At 59.3% G+C, this 20,521-nt stretch carries 23 protein-coding genes; 18 read left to right on the plus strand and 5 right to left on the minus strand.

Going from position 1 to position 20,521, the window contains the following annotated elements:
• Positions 1 to 477 precede the first annotated feature (477 nt).
• From rhtA to AB3226_RS05970, 4 genes are all read left to right on the plus strand, one after another.
• Positions 478 to 1,365: a threonine/homoserine exporter RhtA gene (rhtA, locus tag AB3226_RS05955; protein WP_367372388.1), complete on the plus strand. Its 888-nt coding sequence runs from the start codon at positions 478 to 480 to the stop codon at positions 1,363 to 1,365.
• Between the two features lie 169 nt (positions 1,366 to 1,534).
• A complete protein-coding gene (locus AB3226_RS05960; RefSeq protein ID WP_030132257.1) occupies positions 1,535 to 1,816 on the plus strand; it encodes a hypothetical protein in 282 nt (93 codons plus the stop codon).
• Between the two features lie 98 nt (positions 1,817 to 1,914).
• Positions 1,915 to 2,643, plus strand: a complete 729-nt coding sequence (locus tag AB3226_RS05965) for an SDR family oxidoreductase (RefSeq protein ID WP_367372389.1) — start codon at positions 1,915 to 1,917, stop codon at positions 2,641 to 2,643.
• A 36-nt stretch (positions 2,644 to 2,679) separates the two neighbouring features.
• Complete coding sequence (locus AB3226_RS05970; RefSeq protein WP_367372390.1) at positions 2,680 to 3,276, plus strand: 2-hydroxychromene-2-carboxylate isomerase; 597 nt, start codon at positions 2,680 to 2,682, stop codon at positions 3,274 to 3,276.
• Between the two features lie 58 nt (positions 3,277 to 3,334).
• Here AB3226_RS05970 and AB3226_RS05975 read toward each other — a convergent pair whose 3' ends face one another.
• The 4 genes from AB3226_RS05975 to AB3226_RS05990 form a co-directional block, all read right to left on the minus strand.
• Positions 3,335 to 5,143, minus strand: coding sequence for an aminopeptidase P family protein (locus tag AB3226_RS05975; RefSeq protein ID WP_367372391.1), 1,809 nt, complete (start codon positions 5,141 to 5,143; stop codon positions 3,335 to 3,337).
• 55 nt (positions 5,144 to 5,198) lie between these two features.
• Positions 5,199 to 6,365, minus strand: coding sequence for a cysteine desulfurase family protein (locus AB3226_RS05980; RefSeq protein ID WP_367372392.1), 1,167 nt, complete (start codon positions 6,363 to 6,365; stop codon positions 5,199 to 5,201).
• A gap of 204 nt (positions 6,366 to 6,569) precedes the next feature.
• On the minus strand, positions 6,570 to 7,184 hold the full coding sequence (locus AB3226_RS05985) for a LysE family translocator (RefSeq protein WP_367372393.1): 615 nt from the start codon (positions 7,182 to 7,184) through the stop codon (positions 6,570 to 6,572).
• Positions 7,185 to 7,283: 99 nt separating this feature from the next.
• Entirely contained in the window at positions 7,284 to 7,553 is a 270-nt protein-coding gene (locus AB3226_RS05990; protein WP_367372394.1) for a hypothetical protein, read from the minus strand.
• Between the two features lie 389 nt (positions 7,554 to 7,942).
• On the opposite strand from AB3226_RS05990, the gene msuE reads away from it, so the two are divergent.
• The 4 genes from msuE to AB3226_RS06010 all read left to right on the plus strand — a co-directional run bounded on the left by msuE (position 7,943) and on the right by AB3226_RS06010 (position 12,185).
• Positions 7,943 to 8,506: an FMN reductase gene (gene msuE, locus AB3226_RS05995; RefSeq protein WP_008006482.1), complete on the plus strand. Its 564-nt coding sequence runs from the start codon at positions 7,943 to 7,945 to the stop codon at positions 8,504 to 8,506.
• Positions 8,507 to 8,516: 10 nt separating this feature from the next.
• On the plus strand, positions 8,517 to 9,662 hold the full coding sequence (gene ssuD, locus AB3226_RS06000; RefSeq protein WP_367372395.1) for an FMNH2-dependent alkanesulfonate monooxygenase: 1,146 nt from the start codon (positions 8,517 to 8,519) through the stop codon (positions 9,660 to 9,662).
• A 207-nt stretch (positions 9,663 to 9,869) separates the two neighbouring features.
• Positions 9,870 to 11,057: an acyl-CoA dehydrogenase family protein gene (locus AB3226_RS06005; protein ID WP_367372396.1), complete on the plus strand. Its 1,188-nt coding sequence runs from the start codon at positions 9,870 to 9,872 to the stop codon at positions 11,055 to 11,057.
• A gap of 24 nt (positions 11,058 to 11,081) precedes the next feature.
• Positions 11,082 to 12,185: a sigma-54 interaction domain-containing protein gene (locus AB3226_RS06010; RefSeq protein WP_367372397.1), complete on the plus strand. Its 1,104-nt coding sequence runs from the start codon at positions 11,082 to 11,084 to the stop codon at positions 12,183 to 12,185.
• Here the strand turns inward: AB3226_RS06010 and AB3226_RS06015 are convergent.
• Positions 12,182 to 12,547 (minus strand): antibiotic biosynthesis monooxygenase, encoded by a 366-nt coding sequence (locus AB3226_RS06015; protein WP_367372398.1) that lies wholly within the window; start codon positions 12,545 to 12,547, stop codon positions 12,182 to 12,184. The two genes, AB3226_RS06010 and AB3226_RS06015, sit on opposite strands and share 4 nt — an antisense overlap.
• Positions 12,548 to 12,641: 94 nt before the next feature.
• Between AB3226_RS06015 and soxR the strand changes: the two genes are divergently transcribed.
• From soxR to AB3226_RS06065, 10 genes are all read left to right on the plus strand, one after another.
• Entirely contained in the window at positions 12,642 to 13,109 is a 468-nt protein-coding gene (soxR, locus tag AB3226_RS06020; protein WP_367372399.1) for a redox-sensitive transcriptional activator SoxR, read from the plus strand.
• Positions 13,110 to 13,374: 265 nt separating this feature from the next.
• Positions 13,375 to 13,833 (plus strand): VOC family protein, encoded by a 459-nt coding sequence (locus AB3226_RS06025; protein ID WP_367372400.1) that lies wholly within the window; start codon positions 13,375 to 13,377, stop codon positions 13,831 to 13,833.
• Between the two features lie 329 nt (positions 13,834 to 14,162).
• Positions 14,163 to 15,368, plus strand: a complete 1,206-nt coding sequence (locus AB3226_RS06030; RefSeq protein ID WP_367372401.1) for a PepSY-associated TM helix domain-containing protein — start codon at positions 14,163 to 14,165, stop codon at positions 15,366 to 15,368.
• Positions 15,365 to 15,907, plus strand: coding sequence for a thiamine pyrophosphate-binding protein (locus AB3226_RS06035; RefSeq protein ID WP_367372402.1), 543 nt, complete (start codon positions 15,365 to 15,367; stop codon positions 15,905 to 15,907). Before AB3226_RS06030 ends, AB3226_RS06035 begins: the two co-directional genes overlap by 4 nt.
• Entirely contained in the window at positions 15,904 to 16,224 is a 321-nt protein-coding gene (locus tag AB3226_RS06040) for a hypothetical protein (RefSeq protein ID WP_367372403.1), read from the plus strand. Before AB3226_RS06035 ends, AB3226_RS06040 begins: the two co-directional genes overlap by 4 nt.
• An 8-nt stretch (positions 16,225 to 16,232) precedes the next feature.
• Positions 16,233 to 16,808 (plus strand): DUF6162 family protein, encoded by a 576-nt coding sequence (locus AB3226_RS06045; RefSeq protein ID WP_367372404.1) that lies wholly within the window; start codon positions 16,233 to 16,235, stop codon positions 16,806 to 16,808.
• A 35-nt stretch (positions 16,809 to 16,843) separates the two neighbouring features.
• Complete coding sequence (locus AB3226_RS06050) at positions 16,844 to 17,773, plus strand: metal ABC transporter substrate-binding protein (protein ID WP_367372405.1); 930 nt, start codon at positions 16,844 to 16,846, stop codon at positions 17,771 to 17,773.
• Positions 17,770 to 18,633, plus strand: coding sequence for a metal ABC transporter ATP-binding protein (locus AB3226_RS06055; protein ID WP_367372406.1), 864 nt, complete (start codon positions 17,770 to 17,772; stop codon positions 18,631 to 18,633). Before AB3226_RS06050 ends, AB3226_RS06055 begins: the two co-directional genes overlap by 4 nt.
• The gene (locus AB3226_RS06060) at positions 18,633 to 19,532 is read left to right on the plus strand and encodes a metal ABC transporter permease (protein WP_095634639.1); all 900 of its coding nucleotides are present in this window, start codon (positions 18,633 to 18,635) and stop codon (positions 19,530 to 19,532) included. Before AB3226_RS06055 ends, AB3226_RS06060 begins: the two co-directional genes overlap by 1 nt.
• Complete coding sequence (locus AB3226_RS06065; protein WP_367372407.1) at positions 19,533 to 20,504, plus strand: metal ABC transporter substrate-binding protein; 972 nt, start codon at positions 19,533 to 19,535, stop codon at positions 20,502 to 20,504.
• Positions 20,505 to 20,521: the final 17 nt, after the last annotated feature.

Below are 20,521 nucleotides of genomic sequence, written 5' to 3' on the forward strand. Positions count from 1 at the left end.
AGCAGCCTCTGTTACTGTCAAGCGGTTATTTTCAGAAGTTTTCAAAGTTCCGCTTGGAAATCTTTAACAACTTCAACCACTTGCGCTTCCGATCTCTCGTTAGCGGGAGGCGAATTCTACAGCGTTACTCGCTGCTGTCAACACCTCTTTTTCTCCGCTTTCGACCGAGATGATCGAACCGTCAATAAGGCGAAAACACACTGCCCTACCAACTCCTTCTGGCTTCGATGAACTGAAGCGTAACCGCTGTCGAAAACTGCGTAACTCTTTGTTTACCAAGGAGTTTTCCGTTTCGACTGCGCCGGAAGTGGGGCGAATTATAGACTTCCAGAATCTGCCGTCAACCCCTGATTTGATTTTTCTATCAGGATGTTCAAAATCCCTGCTTATATATAGACGTGCACGTAACGAATGCGCAGTATATTGCCCAATACATACAATAATACTTTCGCTTGCCACTTCGGACGATGCCACGCAATGAATGATCACCCCCGTAGCCTTGCCTCGACTCTGTTCTCGGTTGGCCTGCTCTTGATAGCCATGGCATCCATCCAGTCCGGAGCTTCCTTGGCCAAAAGCATGTTCCCGGTTATCGGTGCTCAAGGAACGACCACCCTGCGACTGATCTTTGCCAGTGTGATCATGCTGCTGCTATTGCGCCCATGGCGAGCGAAGCTCACCGCAAAATCCCTGCGCACCGTTATCGTCTACGGAATGGCGTTGGGCGGCATGAACTTCCTCTTCTATATGTCCTTGCGCACTGTTCCTCTGGGTATCGCCGTAGCCCTGGAGTTCACCGGCCCATTGGCGGTCGCAATTTATGCTTCACGTCGGGCGATCGACTTTCTATGGATCGCTCTGGCAGCCTTAGGTTTACTGCTATTGATCCCAACAGGCGCCACAAGCGCAAGCATCGATCTGGTCGGCGCAGGTTATGCCCTCGGTGCCGGTGTCTGCTGGGCGCTCTACATTCTGTTCGGCCAGAAGGCTGGTGCTGATAATGGAGTGCAGACCGCTGCGTTGGGCGTGATGATTGCCGCCCTGTTCGTGGCTCCCATCGGCATTGTCCACGCTGGCGCCGCGTTACTGACACCCTCGTTGATTCCCGTGGCCATCGGCGTCGCCATTCTGTCCACCGCCCTGCCCTATACCCTGGAGATGGTCGCCCTCACACGGATTCCAGCCCGCACCTTCGGTACGCTGATGAGCATCGAACCTGCGATCGGCGCGCTGTCCGGCCTGTTGTTCCTTCAGGAATACCTTTCCCTGTCACAGTGGATGGCTATCCTGTGCATCATTCTGGCCTCCGTCGGCGCGACCATGACCATGGGGAGTACCGCCAAGCCTGCGGTCGCAGCGGATTGAAACGAGATTTGACGAAGGTCTGGTATTTGCCGCTCAATTAGGCCATGTTTAGGCTACGTAACTCAGTGTCAGACATGGATTTTTTCAGATAGGGATATCAGAACGCTTCACGCAAAAGCGAATGCAGGCAGACCCAGGCGTAGATCCGGGGCCGCTATTAAGGACAGCAATGAAACGAATTTTGATACTGATCGCCGTACTTGCAATTGCGGGCTGCGCGGCAACCTCGAAACCCCAAATGAAACACGGCAAGAAAGGACTGCATATCAACTGTTCGGGGCTCTCGTCTTCGTGGGACAAGTGCTACACCAGCGCCGCCAATTCGTGTGCGCCCAAGGGTTACAAGGTCATCGCCAAGTCAGGTGATGCGGTGGAAGAACCCGGTGACTATCCGTTCGGCCTCAACCCTGCCGGCTATACCAGCCGCAGCATGATCGTCATCTGCAAGTAACCCTCCCTTTCTATCGGGCTTGCGTAGCCTGATAGTCGCTTCGCCCCGATGCTGCTAACGTTCGTCAGTCAATGACCGTTCAGCAAAGGGCGATATCCATGACTAACAAGAAAATCGTATTGGTCGTCGGTGCAGGCGATGCCACCGGCGGCGCCATCTCCAAACGTTTTGCCCGTGAAGGTTATGTCGCCTGCGTCACACGTCGCAGCGCAGACAAACTCCAGCCACTGGTAGAGTCCATCACAGCCAGTGGTGGCGAGGCTCACGGTTTTGCCTGCGATGCGCGCAATGAAGAAGACGTAATAGCGCTCATCGAGCAGATCGAAACCGAGATCGGCCCCATCGAAGCGTTCGTCTTCAATATCGGCGCCAATGTGCCGTGCAGCATCCTCGAAGAAACCGCTCGCAAGTATTTCAAGATTTGGGAAATGGCCTGTTTCTCAGGATTTCTCAACGCCCGTGAAGTGGCCAAGCGCATGGTCACCCGCCAACGGGGCACGATCCTGTTCACTGGCGCCACTGCTGGCCTGCGCGGCGCCGCGGGTTTCGCCGCCTTCGCCGGGGCCAAGCACGGGATTCGCGCCTTGGCGCAAAGCATGGCCCGCGAACTGGGACCGATGAACATCCATGTCGCCCACGTCGTAGTTGATGGCGCCATCGACACCGACTTTATCCGCGACAACTTTCCAGAAAAATACGCGACCAAGGATCAGGACGGCATCCTCAATCCCGAGCACATCGCCGACAACTATTGGTACCTGCACAGCCAGCCACGGGACGCCTGGACCTTCGAGCTGGATCTGCGCCCCTGGAACGAACGCTGGTAAGCCCTCCCCTACAACAATAAGAAGAGCACATCGACCATGAGCAAAACCGTGGAGTTCTTTTTCGACCTCGGCAGCCCCGCCACTTACCTGGCCTATACCCAACTGCCGAAGATCTGCAAACAGACCGATAGTCAGCTGATCTACAGACCGATGCTGCTGGGTGGCGTCTTCAAAGCTACCGGTAATGCTTCCCCCATCACCGTACCGCCCAAGGGTCGCTACATGTTTCAGGACCTGGACCGTTATGCCAAACGCTATGGCGTACCGCTGAAGTTCAACCCGAACTTCCCGATCAATACCCTGATGCTGATGCGCGCTGTCACGGGTATGCAACTGCGTCATCCCGAACGCTTTCAGACGCTTATCGATTGCCTGTTTCACGCCCTTTGGGTTGAAGGACGCAGCCTCGATGATCCAGCGACTGTTGCCTCCGTGCTGATGCAAAACGGTTTTGATCCAAATGAAGTGCTGGCACTGACCGCCGATGAGACCGTCAAAGCAGCTCTCAAGGAAAACACCGAGGAAGCGGTGCAACGCGGTGTATTCGGTGCGCCGAGCATGTTTGTCGGTGATCAGCTGTTCTTCGGACAGGATCGGCTGGACTTCGTCCTTGAAGCCCTGCTTGCGCAATAACCAGCGCCTGCCTATGACCTGAGCCAGACGCTGGAAACAGCGCCTGGAATCAAACCGTTCAAATAGCTGCGGTTCGGGTGTTCAACCATTCAAGAGCCGCGCCATCGAGCAACGGGCTCAAGCGTTCACGCACCTCGGCGTGATAGCCGTTGAACCACTGCTTTTCATCTTCGGTCAGCAGCGACGGTTCGAGGCAACGGGTGTCGATCGGGCACAGGGTCAGGGTTTCGAATTTCAGGAACTCCCCGAATTCGCTCTTGCCTGCTTCACGATTCAATACCAGGTTCTCGATCCGCACACCCCAGCGACCCGGACGGTAAGTACCCGGTTCGATGGACGTAATCATGCCCGGCTGCATCGCTGTTTGCGGTGCCGCCGCGGCCTGATAGGCGATGACTTGCGGGCCTTCGTGAACATTGAGGAAATAGCCGACGCCGTGACCGGTGCCGTGGCCGTAGTCGACGCTTTCGGCCCAGATCGGTGCGCGAGCAATAGCGTCCAGCAACGGCGACAGAATGCCTCGTGGAAACTGTGCACGAGAGAGTGCAATCACGCCTTTGAGCACGCGGGTGCAATCGCGCTTCTGTTCGTCAGTCGGCGTACCCACCGGCACCATTCGGGTAATGTCGGTGGTACCGCCCAGGTATTGGCCGCCGGAGTCGATCAGCAACAGGCCGTCACCCTCGATCACCGCGTGTTCTTCTTCGGTGGCGTGGTAGTGCGGCATGGCGCCATTGGCGTTAAACGCGGCAATGGTGTTGAAGCTCAGCGACACATAATCCGGGCGGCGGGTACGCGCCGCAGTCAGGTGTTCGTCGATGGTCAGTTCGGTGATGCGCTCACGCCCCAAGGCCACTTCCAGCCAGGCGAAGAATTCGCACAGCGCCGCGCCGTCCTGCTCCATAGCCCGACGAATGTGCTCGGCATCGGCCAGGCTTTTCTGCGACTTGGCCAGAGTGGTCGGGTTCAGGCCTTCGAGCAGTTTCACGCCGCTGTCCAGGTTATCCAGCAGACCAGCCGTGACCCGCGCCGGATCGACTTGCAGGCTCTCGCCGCTCGGCACAGCGCGCAAGGCGGCGGTTACTTCGCTGTAATCGCGCAGGGTCACGCCGTCCTGTTCGAGAATGCCGCGCAGCTCCGCGCTCACTTTGCTCAGGGCGACGAACAAGGTGGCCTGCTGCTGACTGATCAGGGCGAAGGACACGAACACCGGGTTGAACGACACATCGCCGCCGCGCAGGTTGAACAGCCAGGCGATGTCGTCGAGGGTAGCGATGAAATGCCAGTCGGCACCGCGCTCTTTCAGCACCTCACGCAGTTTGGCGAGTTTTTCGCCACGGCTGACCGTCGCCTGAGGCGGCAAGTGTTGATAGATCGGCTCTTTCGGCAGACTCGGACGATCACTCCAGACTTCACTCAGCAGATCGATGTCGGTGCGCAGACGTGCGCTGCGCTCTTGGAGTTTGCTGCTCAAAGTACGCGCGGAGGCCACGGCCATCACCGCGCCATCGACTGCGACGACAGCGCCTTCAGGGGTTTGCTCGGCCAGCCAATCGAGCGGGCCGGGTTGACCCGGTTGCAGCTTGACCAGTTCGATGCCGCTGCCCTTGAGCTCCTTGCTCGCTTGTTCCCAATAGCGGCTGTCGGCCCAGACACCGGCAAAATCCGGCGTGACGATCAGCGTGCCCACCGAGCCATGAAAACCTGACAGCCACTGACGTCCCTGCCAATAGCCCGGCAGGTATTCCGACAGATGCGGGTCGGCCGACGGCACCAACAGAGCATGAATGCCCTCCCGGCTCATCAGCTCGCGGGTTTTCGCCAGGCGCTGGGGCACCGATCCATTGGTCAAAGGCTGTGTACTCATCGTGTCTCCTGCTAACCACTCATCATTATTATTCGGTGCCGATCGGAGTCGGCGCTTAAGGACCTGTCGCCCAGAATGCCGGAGCACTGGCGCAAGCTGCTTTAATCAGGTGTACCGCTTGATCGATATCCTGCTCGGTGGTGAAACGCCCCAGGCTCAAGCGAATGGTGCGACTGGCCGAGCGAGCGTCATGTCCCAGGGCCAGCAGCACATGGGACGGCGCATTGCTGGCGGAATTACAGGCCGAGGTCGCGGAAAACGCGATCGAGGTGCTCAACGCAGCGGAACTGAACTCGCCTTCGTTGAAAGTCAGGCTCAGGGTATGGGGAATGCGCTGGGTCGGGCTGCCATTGAGACGCACGCCGGGAATGCTCAGCAGCAGCTCGAGCAAGCGTTCCCGCAGGCGCGTGATGGTGGCTTTTTCTTCATCGAACGAGGTGGCCGCCAACGCGAAGGCTGCCCCCATTGCGGCAATCTGGTGCGTCGCCAGCGTGCCGGAGCGCAACCCGCCCTCGTGACCGCCGCCGTGGATCTGCGCCTGCAGACGCTGCTGCGCACGAGGACCGACATACAGCGCGCCGATACCTTTGGGACCGTAGACCTTGTGCGCCGAGAATGACATCAAATCCACCGGCCACCGGGCCAGATCAATCGCCACTTTGCCCGCGCCCTGGGCCGCATCAACGTGGAACAACGCATCGCGATCACGCACCACCTGGCCGATGGCCGGGATGTCGTTGATGGTGCCCAGTTCGTTATTGACCAGCATCAATGACACCAGAAAGGTGTCCTCACGCATCGCTTCGCTGACCGCTTGCGGGGTAATCAGGCCTTCGGCATCGGGCACCAGATACGTCACGGCAACGCCTGCATCCTGCAATTGTTTTGCAGTGTCGAGAATCGCTTTGTGTTCGATCTGACTGGTGATGATATGGCCGCCGGATACACCGCGGGCCTGGGCCACGCCCTTGAGGGCAAGGTTGTTGGATTCGGTGGCGCCGGAAGTCCAGACGATCTGCTCCGCCTGGGCGCCCACCAATTCGGCGACCTGGCGCCGTGCTTGCTCAACCGATTGCCGGGCCTGTTGGCCGAAAGCGTGGGAACTGGACGCTGGATTGCCGAAGTTACCTGTGAAACCCAGACACTCGACCATGACCTTGATGACCCGCTCATCCACCGGCGTGGTGGCGGCGTAGTCGAAATACAACGGACGTTTATTCATAAAAGACTCGCAGAGCGTGTTCCGGGATCAGGAAGCTCGTCACTGGAAGTTTCAAAGCGCCGCCTCATGAGCGACGCCGAATTTCAGAACGACAGCAATACCTGATCGGAGGCCATTAAAGAAGAACAACTTCATTTAAAAGTGCGTAGGAACGCTCCTGAAGTCGAGCTTAACAGGCATCGGGCCACCGGATGAAGCAATGCGTCAGCTAAAGCTTTCGAGCAATAACGGATACATCGAAGCCACCAACAATAAGGCCATACCCCAGTTGAACAGCCGCAACCAGCGGCGATCGCGCAGCACATTGCGCAACAACGTGCCGCAACCGGCCCACACACTGACGCTTGGCAGGTTGATCAAGGCGAAGACCGCGGCAATCACAATCACATTGGTGAAATAGCCCTGCATCGGCGTGTAGGTACTGATGGCTCCGATGGCCATGATCCAGGCCTTGGGGTTGACCCATTGAAACGCTGCCGCACCCAAATAACTGATCGGCCTGCCCTCACCCTGTTCACCCTCGGCTACCGGCCCGGAATGAGCAATCTTCCACGCCAGGTACAGCAAATACGCCGCGCCGACATAGCGCAACACGGTGTAAAGCATTGGATAGGTTTGAAACACCGTGCCCAGGCCGAAACCGACGGCGACCACCAGGACGAAGAAGCCGCAGGTGATGCCCAGCATGTGGGGAATGGTGCGCTGAAAGCCGAAATTCACGCCAGAGGCCAGCAACATGGTGTTGTTCGGGCCGGGGGTGATCGAGGTGACAAGGGCAAACAGGGCAAAGCCCAGCAGCAGGTCGAGCGAGAGTGTCATGGGGGCAGTCCATCAGGTCAGTCAGGTATTGACCCTATCGCACGCCTTGAGGGAAACCCATGGACAGTTGCGTGAAAGTTCGAGCAGTACAGTTGTCGCTCAGCTTTGGCGGCCGTGCAGCTGTACTGCGCGCTCGGCGTTCATCTCGCCTTGTTTGTCGAAACTGAACGACTTTGCCGGCAGGCCGAGCAATTCGGCTTTCTTCGCGTGGTACTCGTCGAAGGACAAGCCACGACGATTCAGGGCCTCCAGCGCCAGTTCCCGGGTTTCTTCAGCGGTGTAGGGCCGCAATTCAGGTGAAACATGGCTGGCACATCCGGCGAGGACGGAGATGGCGAGCAGCAAGAAAGTGGCGAATAGAGATTTCATTTCGGGCGTCCGCAGATCTGTGTTTGGGGCAATGAACACAGGCTACCCGTGCCGCTCGAAGGGTAGAAATCAACGCTCTCGATAGTCGCTATCGATTTTGGCAAACGCCGGCCTAATATCTCCAAATGATCTATAAATATTAATTTATGGTCTTTTACGGAATAACAAAGAGCCTTTATAAACAACTCCATCGCCTCACGCACTGTTGCCCACGCAACTGTTTGCCTGGCAACAGTTAATCAACAAACAGCCGGTCAAATCGAACAGCGCCTGCCAGCAATCGCGCTGAAAGCCACGGAAAACCGGGTTCCCAAGGATTGGTACAGCTCTTGCTCAACTCCGGTGACTCATCACTGCTCGCTGAGCAACTGTTTAAAAAGGAACTGATCATGTCGCGTCCATTGAAAGTCGTTGCCCTCTCCGGCGGTACCTGGCGTCCGTCTCGCACTTTGGTGTTGACCCAGGCGCTGTTGGCCGAACTGGCCGAGCAGTTGCCGATCGAAAGCAAGCTGATCGAACTGGGCGACATCGCCCGACCACTGGGCGCCGCGCTGTCGCGTCAGGAACTGAGCGCCGATATCGAAGCCGAGCTGCAAGCGATCGAAAGCGCCGACTTGCTGATCGTCGCCGCGCCGGTTTATCGCGGCTCCTACCCAGGCCTGCTCAAGCACCTGTTCGACCTGATCGACCTCAACGCGCTGATCGACACCCCGGTGCTGCTGGCTGCCACCGGTGGCAGCGAACGTCATGCGCTGGTGCTCGATCATCAGTTGCGGCCTCTGTTCAGTTTCTTCCAGGCCCTGACTTTGCCTATTGGCGTCTATGCCACCGAAGCCGACTTCTCCAATTATCAAATAACCAGTGAGCCCCTGAAGGCCCGCATTCGTCTAGCTGCAGAACGCGCGGCGCCGTTGTTCGGCGTGCACCCCAAAAATCTGTTGAAAATCGCTTAAGGATCTCTTCATGGATGTTTTCTGGTTTCTGCCGACCCACGGCGATGGCCATTACCTGGGCACCACACAGGGCGCGCGCCCGGTGACCCTCAACTATTTGAAACAAGTGGCCCAGGCCGCAGACAGTCTCGGCTACCACGGCGTGCTGATTCCCACTGGGCGTTCCTGTGAGGATTCGTGGGTGATCGCCTCGGCCCTGGTGCCACTGACCGAACGCCTGCGGTATCTGGTCGCGATTCGTCCGGGGATTATTTCGCCAACGGTCTCGGCGCGAATGGCCGCGACCCTGGATCGACTCTCCGGCGGCCGCTTGCTGATCAACGTGGTGACCGGCGGCGACCCGGACGAAAACCGTGGCGATGGCAGTTTTCTCGATCACAGCGAACGCTACGAAGTCACCGACGAATTCCTGAAGATCTGGCGCCGTGTACTGCAAGGCGAATCGGTGGATTTCGACGGCAAACACCTGCGAGTGCAGAACGCCAAAGCGCTGTATCCACCGGTGCAGAAACCTTATCCGCCGCTGTATTTCGGTGGCTCGTCCGAGGCCGCTCATGACTTGGCCGCCGAGCAGGTCGACGTTTACCTGACGTGGGGCGAACCGCCTGCCGCCGTGGCTGAAAAACTCGCCGATGTTCGAGAGCGCGCGGCGCGAAACGGTCGCACGGTGAAGTTCGGGATTCGCCTGCATGTGATCGTGCGCGAGACGGCCGAAGAGGCCTGGAAAGCTGCGGACAAACTCATCGAGCACATCAGCGACGAAACCATTGCTGCCGCGCAAAACTCGTTCTCACGATTTGATTCCGAAGGCCAGCGACGTATGGCCGCGTTGCATGATGGCCGTCGCGACAACCTGGAAATCTCCCCCAACCTTTGGGCTGGCGTCGGTCTGGTACGCGGCGGTGCCGGGACGGCGCTGGTGGGTGACCCGCAGCAAGTGGCGGCGCGGATCAAGGAGTACGCGGACTTGGGGATCGAGAGTTTCATCTTCTCGGGCTACCCGCATCTCGAAGAGGCTTATCGCTTTGCCGAACTGGTGTTCCCGCTGCTGCCCGAGCCGTATGCCAGCCTGGCCGGGCGTGGCGTCACCAACCTCACCGGGCCGTTTGGCGAAATGATTGCCAATGATGTGCTGCCGGCCAAAGCCAGGGCTTGAAAACCGCTCTCCTGTGGATCCGGAACTTGTGGCGAGGGAGCTTGCTCCCGCTGGACTGCGAAGCAGTCCCATAACCGGTCAGCGCGGATCTTCTGAAAAACCGCGCAAGCCGATTTACGACTGCTTCGCAGCCGAGCGGGAGCAAGCTCCCTCGCCACAAAAGCCTCATTCCCCCAGGAAATTTGAGAGTCCTATGAGGAACCCCGCGTGACTGCCAAGCCGCTAAGCGCCCTGTTGTCCCCCTTGCAGACCGCCCGCCAGCTGGCCGCCGAATTTGCCCTGACCGCTGTCGAGCGCGATGAACGCGGTGGTACGCCGAAAGCCGAACGTGATGCCTTGCGCCACAGCGGCCTGCTCGCTTTAAGCATTCCCGTCCAGTACGGCGGCCTCGGCGCCAGCTGGAACGAAACCCTGAACATCGTGCGCGAATTCGCCAAGGTCGACAGTTCGATCGCTCACGTCTTCGGCTTTCACCATCTGATGCTCGCCACCGTGCGCCTGTTCGCCCGGCCCGAACAATGGCAACCGTGGTTTGAACAGACGGCGCGCAAGCACTGGTTCTGGGGCAACGCCCTCAACCCGCTGGACACCCGCACCCTGGTGAAAGACCTCGGAGGCTGGCGTGAGTTTTCCGGCAAGAAGAGCTTCTGCTCCGGCGCCAACGACTCGGAAATGCTGATCGCCTCGGCCGTCGATGAAAGTGCCGGCGGCAAGTTGTTGATCGCCGCGATCCCCAGCGGGCGCAGCGGCATCACGCTGCACAACGACTGGAACAACATGGGTCAGCGCCAGACCGACAGCGGCAGCGCCACGTTTGAACGGGTGCGCGTCGAAGAGTCGGAATTGCTGCTCGACCCCGGTCCGTTGAGCACGCCATTCGCCTGCCTGCGCCCCTTGATCGCCCAGCTGACGTTCACCCATATGTTCCTTGGCATTGCCGAAGGCGCCTTTGAAGAAGCGCGGCAATACACCCTCACCGAAACCCGTCCATGGCATAAATCCAGTGCTCTGGATGTGCGGCAGGATCCTTATGTGCTCGGCCATTACGGCGAATTCTGGGTGGCACTGGAAGGTGTTCGATTGCTGGTGCAACGCGCCGCTGAGTTGCTCGACAAAGCCTGGGCCAAGGGGCCGACTCTGAGCGCCGAGGAACGCGGACATCTGGCCACCGCCATCGCTACCGCCAAGGTCGCAGCGACGCGCAATGGCCTGGAACTCTGTAGCCGTTTGTTCGAAGTGACCGGCGCCCGCTCGACCCACGCCTCACTGCGGCTGGACCGCCATTGGCGCAACTTGCGCACGCAAACCCTGCACGACCCGGTGGATTACAAACTCCATGAACTGGGTGACTGGGCGCTGAACCAGTCCCTGCCGATCCCGACCTTTTATTCATAGCCTTCCACTCATGGAGCCTGCCCCATGCAACTGCTGACCTTACCGCCCTCGCCCGCGTTGGCCACCTCAATTCGCGCCACGGCACAGGTGTTCGAAGACCCGAAATCCCAGGCCCTGCTGGCGCATTTGCAGCAAGTCGCGCCGAGTGAAGCCAGCGTGCTGATCATCGGCGAAACCGGCACCGGCAAGGAGCTGGTGGCGCGACACATCCACAACCTCAGCGCCCGCCGCAACCGGCCGTTTGTGGCGGTGAACTGCGGTGCATTTTCCGAATCGCTGGTGGAAGCCGAGCTGTTCGGCCATGAAAAAGGCGCCTTCACCGGCGCGCTGAGCGCCAAGGCCGGCTGGTTTGAAGAGGCCGATGGCGGCACCTTGTTCCTCGACGAAATCGGTGATCTGCCGATGGCGATTCAGGTGAAATTGCTGCGAGTGTTGCAGGAGCGCGAAGTGGTGCGCCTGGGTTCGCGCAAGAGCATTCCGATCGATGTGCGCGTACTGGCGGCGACCAACGTGCAACTGGAAAAAGCCATCAATGCCGGGCACTTTCGCGAGGATCTGTATTACCGCCTCGATGTGGTCAGCCTGGAACTGAGCCCGTTGCGCGAACGCCCCGGCGACATCCTGCCGCTGACCCGACATTTCGTCGAAGCCTACAGCCAGCGTTTGGGTTACGGCAGCATCACCATCAGCAAGGAGGCCGAACACAAACTGCGCAGCTACGGTTGGCCGGGCAACATCCGTGAACTGGAAAACGTCATTCACCACACGCTGTTGATCTGCCGCAATGGTGTGATCGAGCGCGATGACTTGCGCCTGTCGAACATGCGCATCGAACGTCAGGACGACTACCACGTCAGCGTCGACGACTCATCGGAAGCCTTGCTCGATCGGGCCTTTCAAAAGCTCTTCGAGGAACAGGCCGGAGCGCTGCACGAGAAAGTCGAAGATGCGCTGTTGCGGGCGGCTTACCGCTTCAGTCATTACAACCAGGTGCACACTGCTGCCCTGCTGGGGTTGAGCCGCAACGTAACCCGCACTCGGCTGATCAAGATCGGCGAACTGGCGGTGAATAAACGCCGGCCTACGGAGAACGTACAGGGTGAGCGTTTGATGCAGTTGTCGATCTAGCCGATCAGCGTGCAGTGCAACGCGTTGTCGTGACTAAGCGCCAGGCTGTGCAGCACCTGAAATGAGCCGAAGGTCACGGTTTTCGCCCGATGGGCGCGAATCAGCTGCCAGAAATCCTGCTCGCCGCTTTCGACGCTCTGAAAGGCCGCTTCTCCGGCTTCGCGGGAATGCCATTGCAGGTAGTTGAGCACTCGCCGGCCATCGTCGCTGGCCTGGATGCTGGCACTCAGAAAACCCGGGTAGCTCTGGGCCAGACGTTCAGTGTGTGCCGACAGTGCCGACACCAGCGCGGCTTGCTGACGGGGTTCAATCTCGAATTCGATCAGTTGGGTGAAGCTGCGATTTTTCGCTGGCGCGTGCATGAATAATCCCCACTCACTGTAAGCCGGATCTTGCGATCCGAAGGCCTGCAGGGTAAAACCTCGAGCTAACTAGAGGTCAAGGGGCATTTTTTAAATGATCACCTCGCAAAACCTGCATAAAGAACTGACCGTCGGCCAAGTGGCTGCCCGCAGTGGCGTGGCGGTCACTGCGCTGCACTTCTATGAATCCAAAGGCCTGATCAATAGCAATCGAAATCAGGGAAACCAGCGGCGTTATCCCCGGGAAGTGTTGCGCCGGGTGGCGCTGATCAAAGTGGCTCAGAGTTTGGGGATTCCGCTGGCGGAGATTGGCAAGGCGTTGAAATCCTTGCCGGATAACCGTGCACCGACGGCGGCGGACTGGAAAGTGTTGTCGGCGCAGTGGAGCCGGGATCTGGATGAGCGGATCAATCAGCTGACCCTGCTGCGGGACAGGCTCAATGGGTGTATCGGGTGTGGATGTTTGTCGATGGAGGCGTGTCCGCTGCGTAACTTTGGTGATGTGCTGGGTGAGCAAGGGCCGGGGGCGCAACTGCTTGAGTCGGCGGTTGATCGGAAATAACGGCGCAGCCTTCGCGAGCAAGCCCGCTCCCACATTTGATCGTCATTGAATGCAAATTTTGTAATCAGTGGAGATATCCTGTGGGAGCGGGCTTGCTCGCGAAGGCGTCCTGTTAGTCGATGAGGATTTAGATGCATGATTGATAGCTGAACGATGGCACTGCTGCTCGTCGGGCACTCGGTTGCGGGAAAGGGGCTGACCTATAGTTATTCGACCGGAAATCGGCGAAGGAACACCTTAATCCCACAACAAAAGGAGAACCGTCATGAGCGTAAAACCTATTCCAGAGGGTTATCACAGCATCACCCCTTATCTGGGCATTCAGAAAGCTGCCGAAGCCATCGACTTCTACAAGAAAGCCTTTGGCGCCACCGAAGTCATGCGCCTGTCGATGCCCGATGGCGGCATCGGGCACGCCGAGCTGCGTATCGGCGACTGCCCGATCATGCTTGGCACACCCTGCGACCAGGGTCCATTGAGCAACCCGGACAAATCGCCGTCCGTGGGGCTGCATCTGTATGTGAACGATGTGGACAAGTCCTTTAAACAGGCAATCGATGCCGGTGCCACGCAGGTGTCCGAGGTCAAGGATCAGTTTTATGGCGACCGTTCGGGGACTTTGAAGGATCCCTACGGGCATCTGTGGTTTCTGGCCACGCGCAAGGAGGATCTGACTCAGGAGCAGATCGAACAGCGGGCGAAGGAGATGTTTAAACAGGGTTGAGGACTTCAGTGTCTGATCAGGCCCCATCGCGGGCAAGCCCGCTCCCACAGGGTTTACGCAATCCTTGTGGGAGCGGGCTTGCCCGCGATGGGGCCATCACATTCAACATCTTATGTTGATCCTCAGATCGCTTTCGCGAGCAAGCCCGCATAGGGCAACAGCAATACGAAACATTTACTTTCATATCCCCTTTCGGGATTTCCGATGCTCATACGTCTTATTTAGATGCAGTCGGTCGCGTAGGCAAAAGCCACGGCCGGACTTTTCATGGAACGCAACGCTGGGAAGCCCGCAGCAGCGCTCCTCTCATCGAAACAAGACCTTTAATCATGTCGAAGAAATCCCGCTCAAAACTCTGGTTTCTGGTCCATAGCTGGCTGGCGCTGCCCATCTGGTTCTTTGTATTGATCGTCTGTGTGACCGGCACGCTGGCGGTGGTCAGTCAGGAGATCGTCTGGCTCGCCAATCCGCAAATGCGTGCCAGCCCGCCTTCGGACGATGCGCCGCGGCTCAATTATGACGAGATCATCGCCGCCATCAAAAAGGCCGAACCCCAGACGCTGGTCGAGGGTATCAGTCGCCCCGACGAGTCGCATTTCGCCCTCGACGTGGACGTCAGTTACCCGGACGGGCGCTCGGTGACGGTCTATGTGAACCCCTATAGCGGGGTGATTCAGGGCACCGCTCCACAATTCAATTTCAAGGCATTCACCCGCGCACTGCATGGCTGGTGGCTGGTGCCGTTCACCAACGGCTACAGCTGGGGCTGGTATCTGGTGTCGTTCCTCGCGCTGCCGATGCTGGCATCGCTGGTGACCGGGCTGGTGGTCTACAAACGGTTCTGGAAAGGCTTTTTTCGACCGACCCTGCGCATTCGTCATGGCGCGCGGATTTTCTGGGGCGACTTTCATCGGCTCAGCGGCATCTGGTCGATCTGGTTCATTGCGGTGATCTCGATCACTGGTGTCTGGTTCCTGATCAAGGCGATTCTGTTCGACAACCAGATTTCGATTACCACGGAACCGGTGGTGTCGGTCGTCTCGCGAGAAAGCGTGCCGCTGACCATCACCGGAAAGCCGGCCCCGATGATCAATCTGGAACAAGCCATCAAGGTCGCTCAAGAGCAGATCCCCGGACTCGATGCCAGTTTCGTCACCCTGCCGAGCAATGCTTACAGCCATCTTTCGGTCGGCGGTCGCAGCTGGTATCCGCTGATGTTCCAGACGGCCGAGGTCAACCCGTATAACGGCGATATCGCCAGCACACGGTTGCTGAGCGATCGCACCGGCCTGGAGTTCGTGACCGAGTCGATGCGTCCGTTGCACACCGGTGACTTTGGCGGAATCTGGATCAAGCTGATCTGGTTCTTCTTCGGTTTGCTGCTGAGCATGATGATACTCAGCGGGTTGCTGATCTGGACCAAACGCACCGCCCTGGCCACCGCCAACGCATTCAAGCGCAGCAACAAGACCCCGCGCCCGGTGTCGAGACCGCAAACGGTCATGAACCAACAGACTCCGGAGGGCAACCTGTGAGCAAAGCTATCACTGCACCGCAGCCTTCCCGGGCGAGCCTGCTCTGGCGCAAATGGCGCTTCCACATCAACATTTTCTTGCTGCTGATCCCGTTGGGCTTCATGCCCAAATACTTTGCCGACGCCTCGCTGTTTCGCGGCGACAGCGGATTGGGGGAGCGGGAAATCGGCGAAATCCAGGTCGGTCCCTGGAGCCTGCAACTGGCCGAACTGCGCAACGAAGCGCCACGATTGACTGGCCCCGCCGGCTACATGAAAGGCTTCAACGCATCGCTGTGCGAACGCTGTCGCGATCAGGTCAAGGCGACTTACCTGCGCATCGGCAAACCCCGCAGCCTGCGCGCGGCCGGGGCGATTTTCTTCGGTACGCCATACCGCATGGGCGCGATGCTGCCAGTGCCTGAAAAGACCAAAACCGACGCCGAGCTGTGGATCACCATGGAAGGCTGGGACGGCGCCATGCATCAAGCGTCCATCCCCCTGAGCCAGGCATCCCCGGCCACTCTCGCATGGCTGAACAAACAAGGAGGCAAACCATGATCAGCGCTTTTCGCCCCGTTCTATTAATGTTCTGTGCCGCCTTCAGCACCAACGCCCTGGCCCATAACCCGATGTGCGAATGCAAAGCCATCGACGCCGAACAGATTCAATGCACTGGCGGTTTTTCCGACGGTAGCGGCGCACCGGGAGTGACCCTGGACGTGATCGGCTACGACGAAACCATTCTGGTGCCGGGCAAGCTCGGCAGCGATTCGACCCTGACGTTCAGGAAGCCCGGCGCTGAGTTCTACGTGCTGTTCGACGCCGGGCCCGGCCATGTCGTCGAGATCGACCAAGCCGACATCGAGGCGCCCTGAACGTGAGCATGACCTCGCCCACCACCCAAGTTGTTCGCCCGGCCGGTGCCGGCCATGAAACCCTTTATGTGTTGCTGTTGTGCCTGATGATCCTGGCGGTTGCCGGCTCGGTGGTCGCCTGGCGTGGCGAGCCTCAGGAAGTGAGCAGCGTTGGCAGCCATCAACTGGATGCCCGTCGTGATCTGAGCGCCTCCGAGCAAGGTATTTACGCTGACCTGCGGGTCACGCTGGATGAAATTCATCTGTTGCGTCAGGAACAGCAAGCACTGCCCACGCCCGCCACCCTCGCCGATGAAGGTTTTGCACCGTTTGCCCAGGACGCCAGTTCTGTCAGCCGCGGCGGCCATGCCTGGCAGTTGCTGGACGCCAAGGCGTACTTCGGCCAGAGCCAGACCCCAACCGTCGCCGGCTCGTTTTTGATGCGTTTGACCGCTGAAGACGACTCCGCGCCGGACATCTGGCTCAACCGCGGCAGCGCCCTCCCCGTTCCGAACGATTTCACCGACGCTGCGCTCAACGGCGCCGGCTGGCAGCAGATCGTCGCGCAATTCGATGCCGGGGTCACCCGCCAGCATCAGCATTGAACCCTCGCCTTCACCCGAGAGAAGACCGCTTTCCCATGCCTAGTTCATCTCAACGTCATCCCTTTTTTCACCTGCTGCTGGTCGGCCTGTTTGCCTGTTTGCTGACCCCTTTGGCCAGTGCCGATGAAGCCAAGCGCCTGCGCATCGGCATCACCCTGCACCCTTATTACAGTTACGTGGCCAACATCGTCGGTGACAAGGCCGAAGTGGTGCCGCTGATCCCGGCCGGTTTCAACCCGCATGCCTACGAGCCGCGGGCCGAAGACATCAAACGCATCAGCGGGCTGGACGTGGTCGTGCTCAACGGCGTGGGCCATGACGATTTCGCCGACCGCATGATTGCCGCCAGCGAAACCCCGAACATCAAGGTGATCGAAGCCAACGAAAATGTGCCCCTCTTGGCCGCCACCGGTGTCGCTGCCCGCGGTGCCGGCAAGGTGGTCAATCCGCACACGTTCCTGTCGATCAGCGCCTCCATTGCCCAGGTCAACAACATCGCCCGGGAACTGGGCAAGCTTGACCCGAGCAACGCCAAAACCTACACCCAGAACGCCCGCGCCTACGGCAAACGCCTGCGGCAGATGCGCGCCGATGCCCTGGCAAAACTGACCCAGGCGCCGAACGCGGAGTTGCGCGTGGCCACGGTGCATGCCGCCTACGACTATTTGCTGCGCGAGTTTGGCCTGGAAGTGACTGCCGTGGTCGAGCCGGCCCACGGTATCGAACCGAGCCCCAGCCAGCTGAAAAAAACCATCGATCAACTGCGGGAACTGGACGTGAAAGTGATCTTCTCGGAGATGGATTTCCCGTCCACTTACGTCGAGACCATCCAGCGTGAATCCGGGGTGAAGTTGTACCCGCTGTCGCACATTTCCTATGGCGAATACACCGCCGACAAGTACGAAAAAGAAATGACCGGCAACCTCAACACCGTGGTCCGGGCGATTCAGGAGTCCGGCGCATGACGGCTAAAGAAACCATCAGCCAGACCACCCCCGAATCCCCTGTGGGAGCGAGCCTGCTCGCGAAGGCGTCCAGTCAGTCAACATCATCGTTAAATGACACACCGCATTCGTCGGATCGCCGTCCGGAGACAGGCTCGCTCCCACAGGTTTCGGGGCCGACGCTGGATTTCGCCGAAGTCAGCCTCACGCTGGGTCGTACGACAATCCTCGACACGGTGACCTTTCAAGTCCATCCCGGCAGCGTGCATGCATTGGTCGGCCCCAACGGTGGCGGCAAGAGTTCGCTGATCAAGACCCTGCTGGGGCAGATGCCGCATCAGGGTCGCTTGAGTCTGCAATGGCCGGGCGAACCGGGGACCATCGGCTACGTGCCCCAGGCGCTGGAATTCGATCGCGGTTTACCGATGACTGTCGATGACTTCATGGCCGCCATGTGCCAGCGGCGCCCGGCGTTCCTCGGGTTGAGCAAACATTACGCGGCAGCCATTGGCGAGGCACTGGAACGAGTAGGCATGCAAGACAAGCGCAAGCGGCGCATGGGCGCTCTCTCCGGCGGTGAACGCCAACGCGTTTTGTTGGCCCAGGGACTGATTCCGGCGCCACAGTTGCTGGTGCTCGACGAACCGATGTCGGCCCTCGATGAGGCTGGTATTCAAGTGTTCGAACGGCTGCTGGGTGACTGGCGCCAGAGTGGCATAACCGTGCTGTGGATCGAGCATGATCTGGAAGCGGTCGCGCGACTGGCGGACCGGGTCACCGGGCTCAATCGCCGGGTGCTGTTCGATGCCACGCCGAAACAGGCACTGACTCCGGAGCGACTGCTGACCTTGTTTTCGACCCATCCCCGGAGCGCTGCCTGATGAGTTATGAAGCCTTTCGTTTGATGGTCCAGGGTTGGGCCTCGTCGGGTTACCTGCCACAAGCGCTGGCCTATGGATTTGTGGTCAATGCCCTGCTCGCCGGGCTGCTGATCGGCCCGGTGTTGGGCGGCTTGGGTACGCTGGTGGTGGTCAAGCGCTTCGCATTTTTCTCCGAAGCAGTGGGCCACGCCGCGCTGACCGGTGTGGCCATCGGCATTCTGCTCGGTGAACCCTACACCGGACCTTATGGCAGCCTGTTCGGTTACTGCCTGCTGTTCGGCATTTTGCTCAACTACCTGCGCAATCGTACCGGGCTGGCGCCAGATACTTTGATCGGTGTGTTCCTTTCTGTGTCGTTGGCCTTGGGTGCCAGCCTATTGTTGATTCTGGCGGGCAAGATCAACGTGCACATTCTGGAAAACGTGCTGTTCGGTTCGGTGCTGACGGTCAACGGCAATGACCTGCTGGTGTTGGCCATTGTTGGTTCGCTGGTGATGGCGCTGGCCCTGCCGCTGTACAACCGCATCATGCTCGCCAGTTTCAATCCGCAGCTGGCGGCGGTACGCGGAGTGGCGGTGAAGACCCTGGATTACCTGTTCGTGATTCTGGTGACCCTGATCACGGTGGCGGCGGTGAAAGTCATCGGCGCAATTCTGGTCGGCGCACTGTTGGTGATTCCAGCGGCGGCCGCACGTTTGCTCAGCCAGTCGCTTAAGGGGTTCTTCTGGTGTTCGGTGCTGATCGCCACGGTGAGCACGCTGTGCGGAATCCTCGCGCCGATTGTCTTTGACCTGCCCATCCCGTCCGGTGCCGCGATCATTCTGGTGGCCGGCATCGCCTTCGCCCTGGCCGCGATCGCTCGCGGTATCGTTCCAAGTCTGAAAGGGAACCTCGGATAAATGTCTTTTTCTCTGCGTCAATTGACCCTGGCGGTGACCTTGTGTGGGCCCGCCTCCTTCAACGCATTCGCCACCGACACCTTCGAGCCGATGCGTCTGGTGGCCAATCACGGTGCTGGTAACACCGCGCTCTTCGCCTCGACTTCAACTCACAAGGTGCTGGTCCTGGCGGCGTTGCCTGTGACCTACGGTCTGGGTGCCCTGCTGCTGGAGGGCACCGATGTCAGCCTTGAGCGCGCTGCACCGGCCAATCTGCCTGGCAGCCGGCAGACCGCTTACTTCACAGGTCGGGGCGCTCCGGCGCTTAGCAAGCTGGCGATCGACGCCGATGCGGTCATCGGCCTGCGCTCGCTATGGCCGGACGATCCGCTGTACCCGATCTCACGGCGCAGCAATATCCGCATCATTGAAATCGACGCCGCCCGCCCGGTGGACGGCGCCCTGCCCGGCATCGCCGTGCAGCCCGACAACAAGGTCGACGGTTTGAACAGTCAGCCTTGGCTGGCCAGCAACAACATGGGTCGCATGGCGGATGTCATGGCGGCAGACCTGGTGCGCCTGGCGCCAGCGGCCAAACCGAAGATCGACGCCAACCTGGCAGCGCTCAAACAACGCCTGCTCAAACTCAGCGCGGACAGTGAGTCACGGCTGGCCAATGCCGACAACCTGAGTGTGATGAGCCTGAGCGATCATTTCGGCTACCTGATCGGCGGCCTCAACCTGGATCTGATTGGCCTCGATGCGCGACCGGATGCCGAGTGGACACCGCAGGCGCTCAAGCAACTGGGTGCGACGCTCAAGGACAATGATGTGGCGGTGGTGCTGCATCATCGCCAGCCGTCGGACGCGGTAAAAGCGGTAATTGCCGAGGCAGGTAGCCGGTTGGTGGTATTGAGTGTCGATGCGGCGGATCCGGTGGCCGAATTGGAAGGGAATGTGGATCAGGTGCTCAAGGGGTTGAGCGGAGCGTAAAGTCAGCTGGACCGCGT

Source organism: Pseudomonas lini (assembly GCF_964063345.1).
Lineage (GTDB): Bacteria > Pseudomonadota > Gammaproteobacteria > Pseudomonadales > Pseudomonadaceae > Aquipseudomonas > Aquipseudomonas lini_B.

Bases quoted from the DNA above. Each gene is read 5' to 3' on its own strand.
- rhtA (WP_367372388.1), top strand. From the start codon at position 478: ATGAATGATCACCCCCGTAGCCTTGCCTCGACTCTGTTCTCGGTTGGC.
- AB3226_RS05960 (WP_030132257.1), top strand. From the start codon at position 1,535: ATGAAACGAATTTTGATACTGATCGCCGTACTTGCAATTGCGGGCTGC.
- AB3226_RS05965 (WP_367372389.1), top strand. From the start codon at position 1,915: ATGACTAACAAGAAAATCGTATTGGTCGTCGGTGCAGGCGATGCCACC.
- AB3226_RS05970 (WP_367372390.1), top strand. From the start codon at position 2,680: ATGAGCAAAACCGTGGAGTTCTTTTTCGACCTCGGCAGCCCCGCCACT.
- AB3226_RS05975 (WP_367372391.1), bottom strand. From the start codon at position 5,143: ATGAGTACACAGCCTTTGACCAATGGATCGGTGCCCCAGCGCCTGGCG.
- AB3226_RS05980 (WP_367372392.1), bottom strand. From the start codon at position 6,365: ATGAATAAACGTCCGTTGTATTTCGACTACGCCGCCACCACGCCGGTG.
- AB3226_RS05985 (WP_367372393.1), bottom strand. From the start codon at position 7,184: ATGACACTCTCGCTCGACCTGCTGCTGGGCTTTGCCCTGTTTGCCCTT.
- AB3226_RS05990 (WP_367372394.1), bottom strand. From the start codon at position 7,553: ATGAAATCTCTATTCGCCACTTTCTTGCTGCTCGCCATCTCCGTCCTC.
- msuE (WP_008006482.1), top strand. From the start codon at position 7,943: ATGTCGCGTCCATTGAAAGTCGTTGCCCTCTCCGGCGGTACCTGGCGT.
- ssuD (WP_367372395.1), top strand. From the start codon at position 8,517: ATGGATGTTTTCTGGTTTCTGCCGACCCACGGCGATGGCCATTACCTG.
- AB3226_RS06010 (WP_367372397.1), top strand. From the start codon at position 11,082: ATGCAACTGCTGACCTTACCGCCCTCGCCCGCGTTGGCCACCTCAATT.
- AB3226_RS06015 (WP_367372398.1), bottom strand. From the start codon at position 12,547: ATGCACGCGCCAGCGAAAAATCGCAGCTTCACCCAACTGATCGAATTC.
- soxR (WP_367372399.1), top strand. From the start codon at position 12,642: ATGATCACCTCGCAAAACCTGCATAAAGAACTGACCGTCGGCCAAGTG.
- AB3226_RS06025 (WP_367372400.1), top strand. From the start codon at position 13,375: ATGAGCGTAAAACCTATTCCAGAGGGTTATCACAGCATCACCCCTTAT.
- AB3226_RS06030 (WP_367372401.1), top strand. From the start codon at position 14,163: ATGTCGAAGAAATCCCGCTCAAAACTCTGGTTTCTGGTCCATAGCTGG.
- AB3226_RS06040 (WP_367372403.1), top strand. From the start codon at position 15,904: ATGATCAGCGCTTTTCGCCCCGTTCTATTAATGTTCTGTGCCGCCTTC.
- AB3226_RS06045 (WP_367372404.1), top strand. From the start codon at position 16,233: ATGACCTCGCCCACCACCCAAGTTGTTCGCCCGGCCGGTGCCGGCCAT.
- AB3226_RS06050 (WP_367372405.1), top strand. From the start codon at position 16,844: ATGCCTAGTTCATCTCAACGTCATCCCTTTTTTCACCTGCTGCTGGTC.
- AB3226_RS06055 (WP_367372406.1), top strand. From the start codon at position 17,770: ATGACGGCTAAAGAAACCATCAGCCAGACCACCCCCGAATCCCCTGTG.
- AB3226_RS06060 (WP_095634639.1), top strand. From the start codon at position 18,633: ATGAGTTATGAAGCCTTTCGTTTGATGGTCCAGGGTTGGGCCTCGTCG.
- AB3226_RS06065 (WP_367372407.1), top strand. From the start codon at position 19,533: ATGTCTTTTTCTCTGCGTCAATTGACCCTGGCGGTGACCTTGTGTGGG.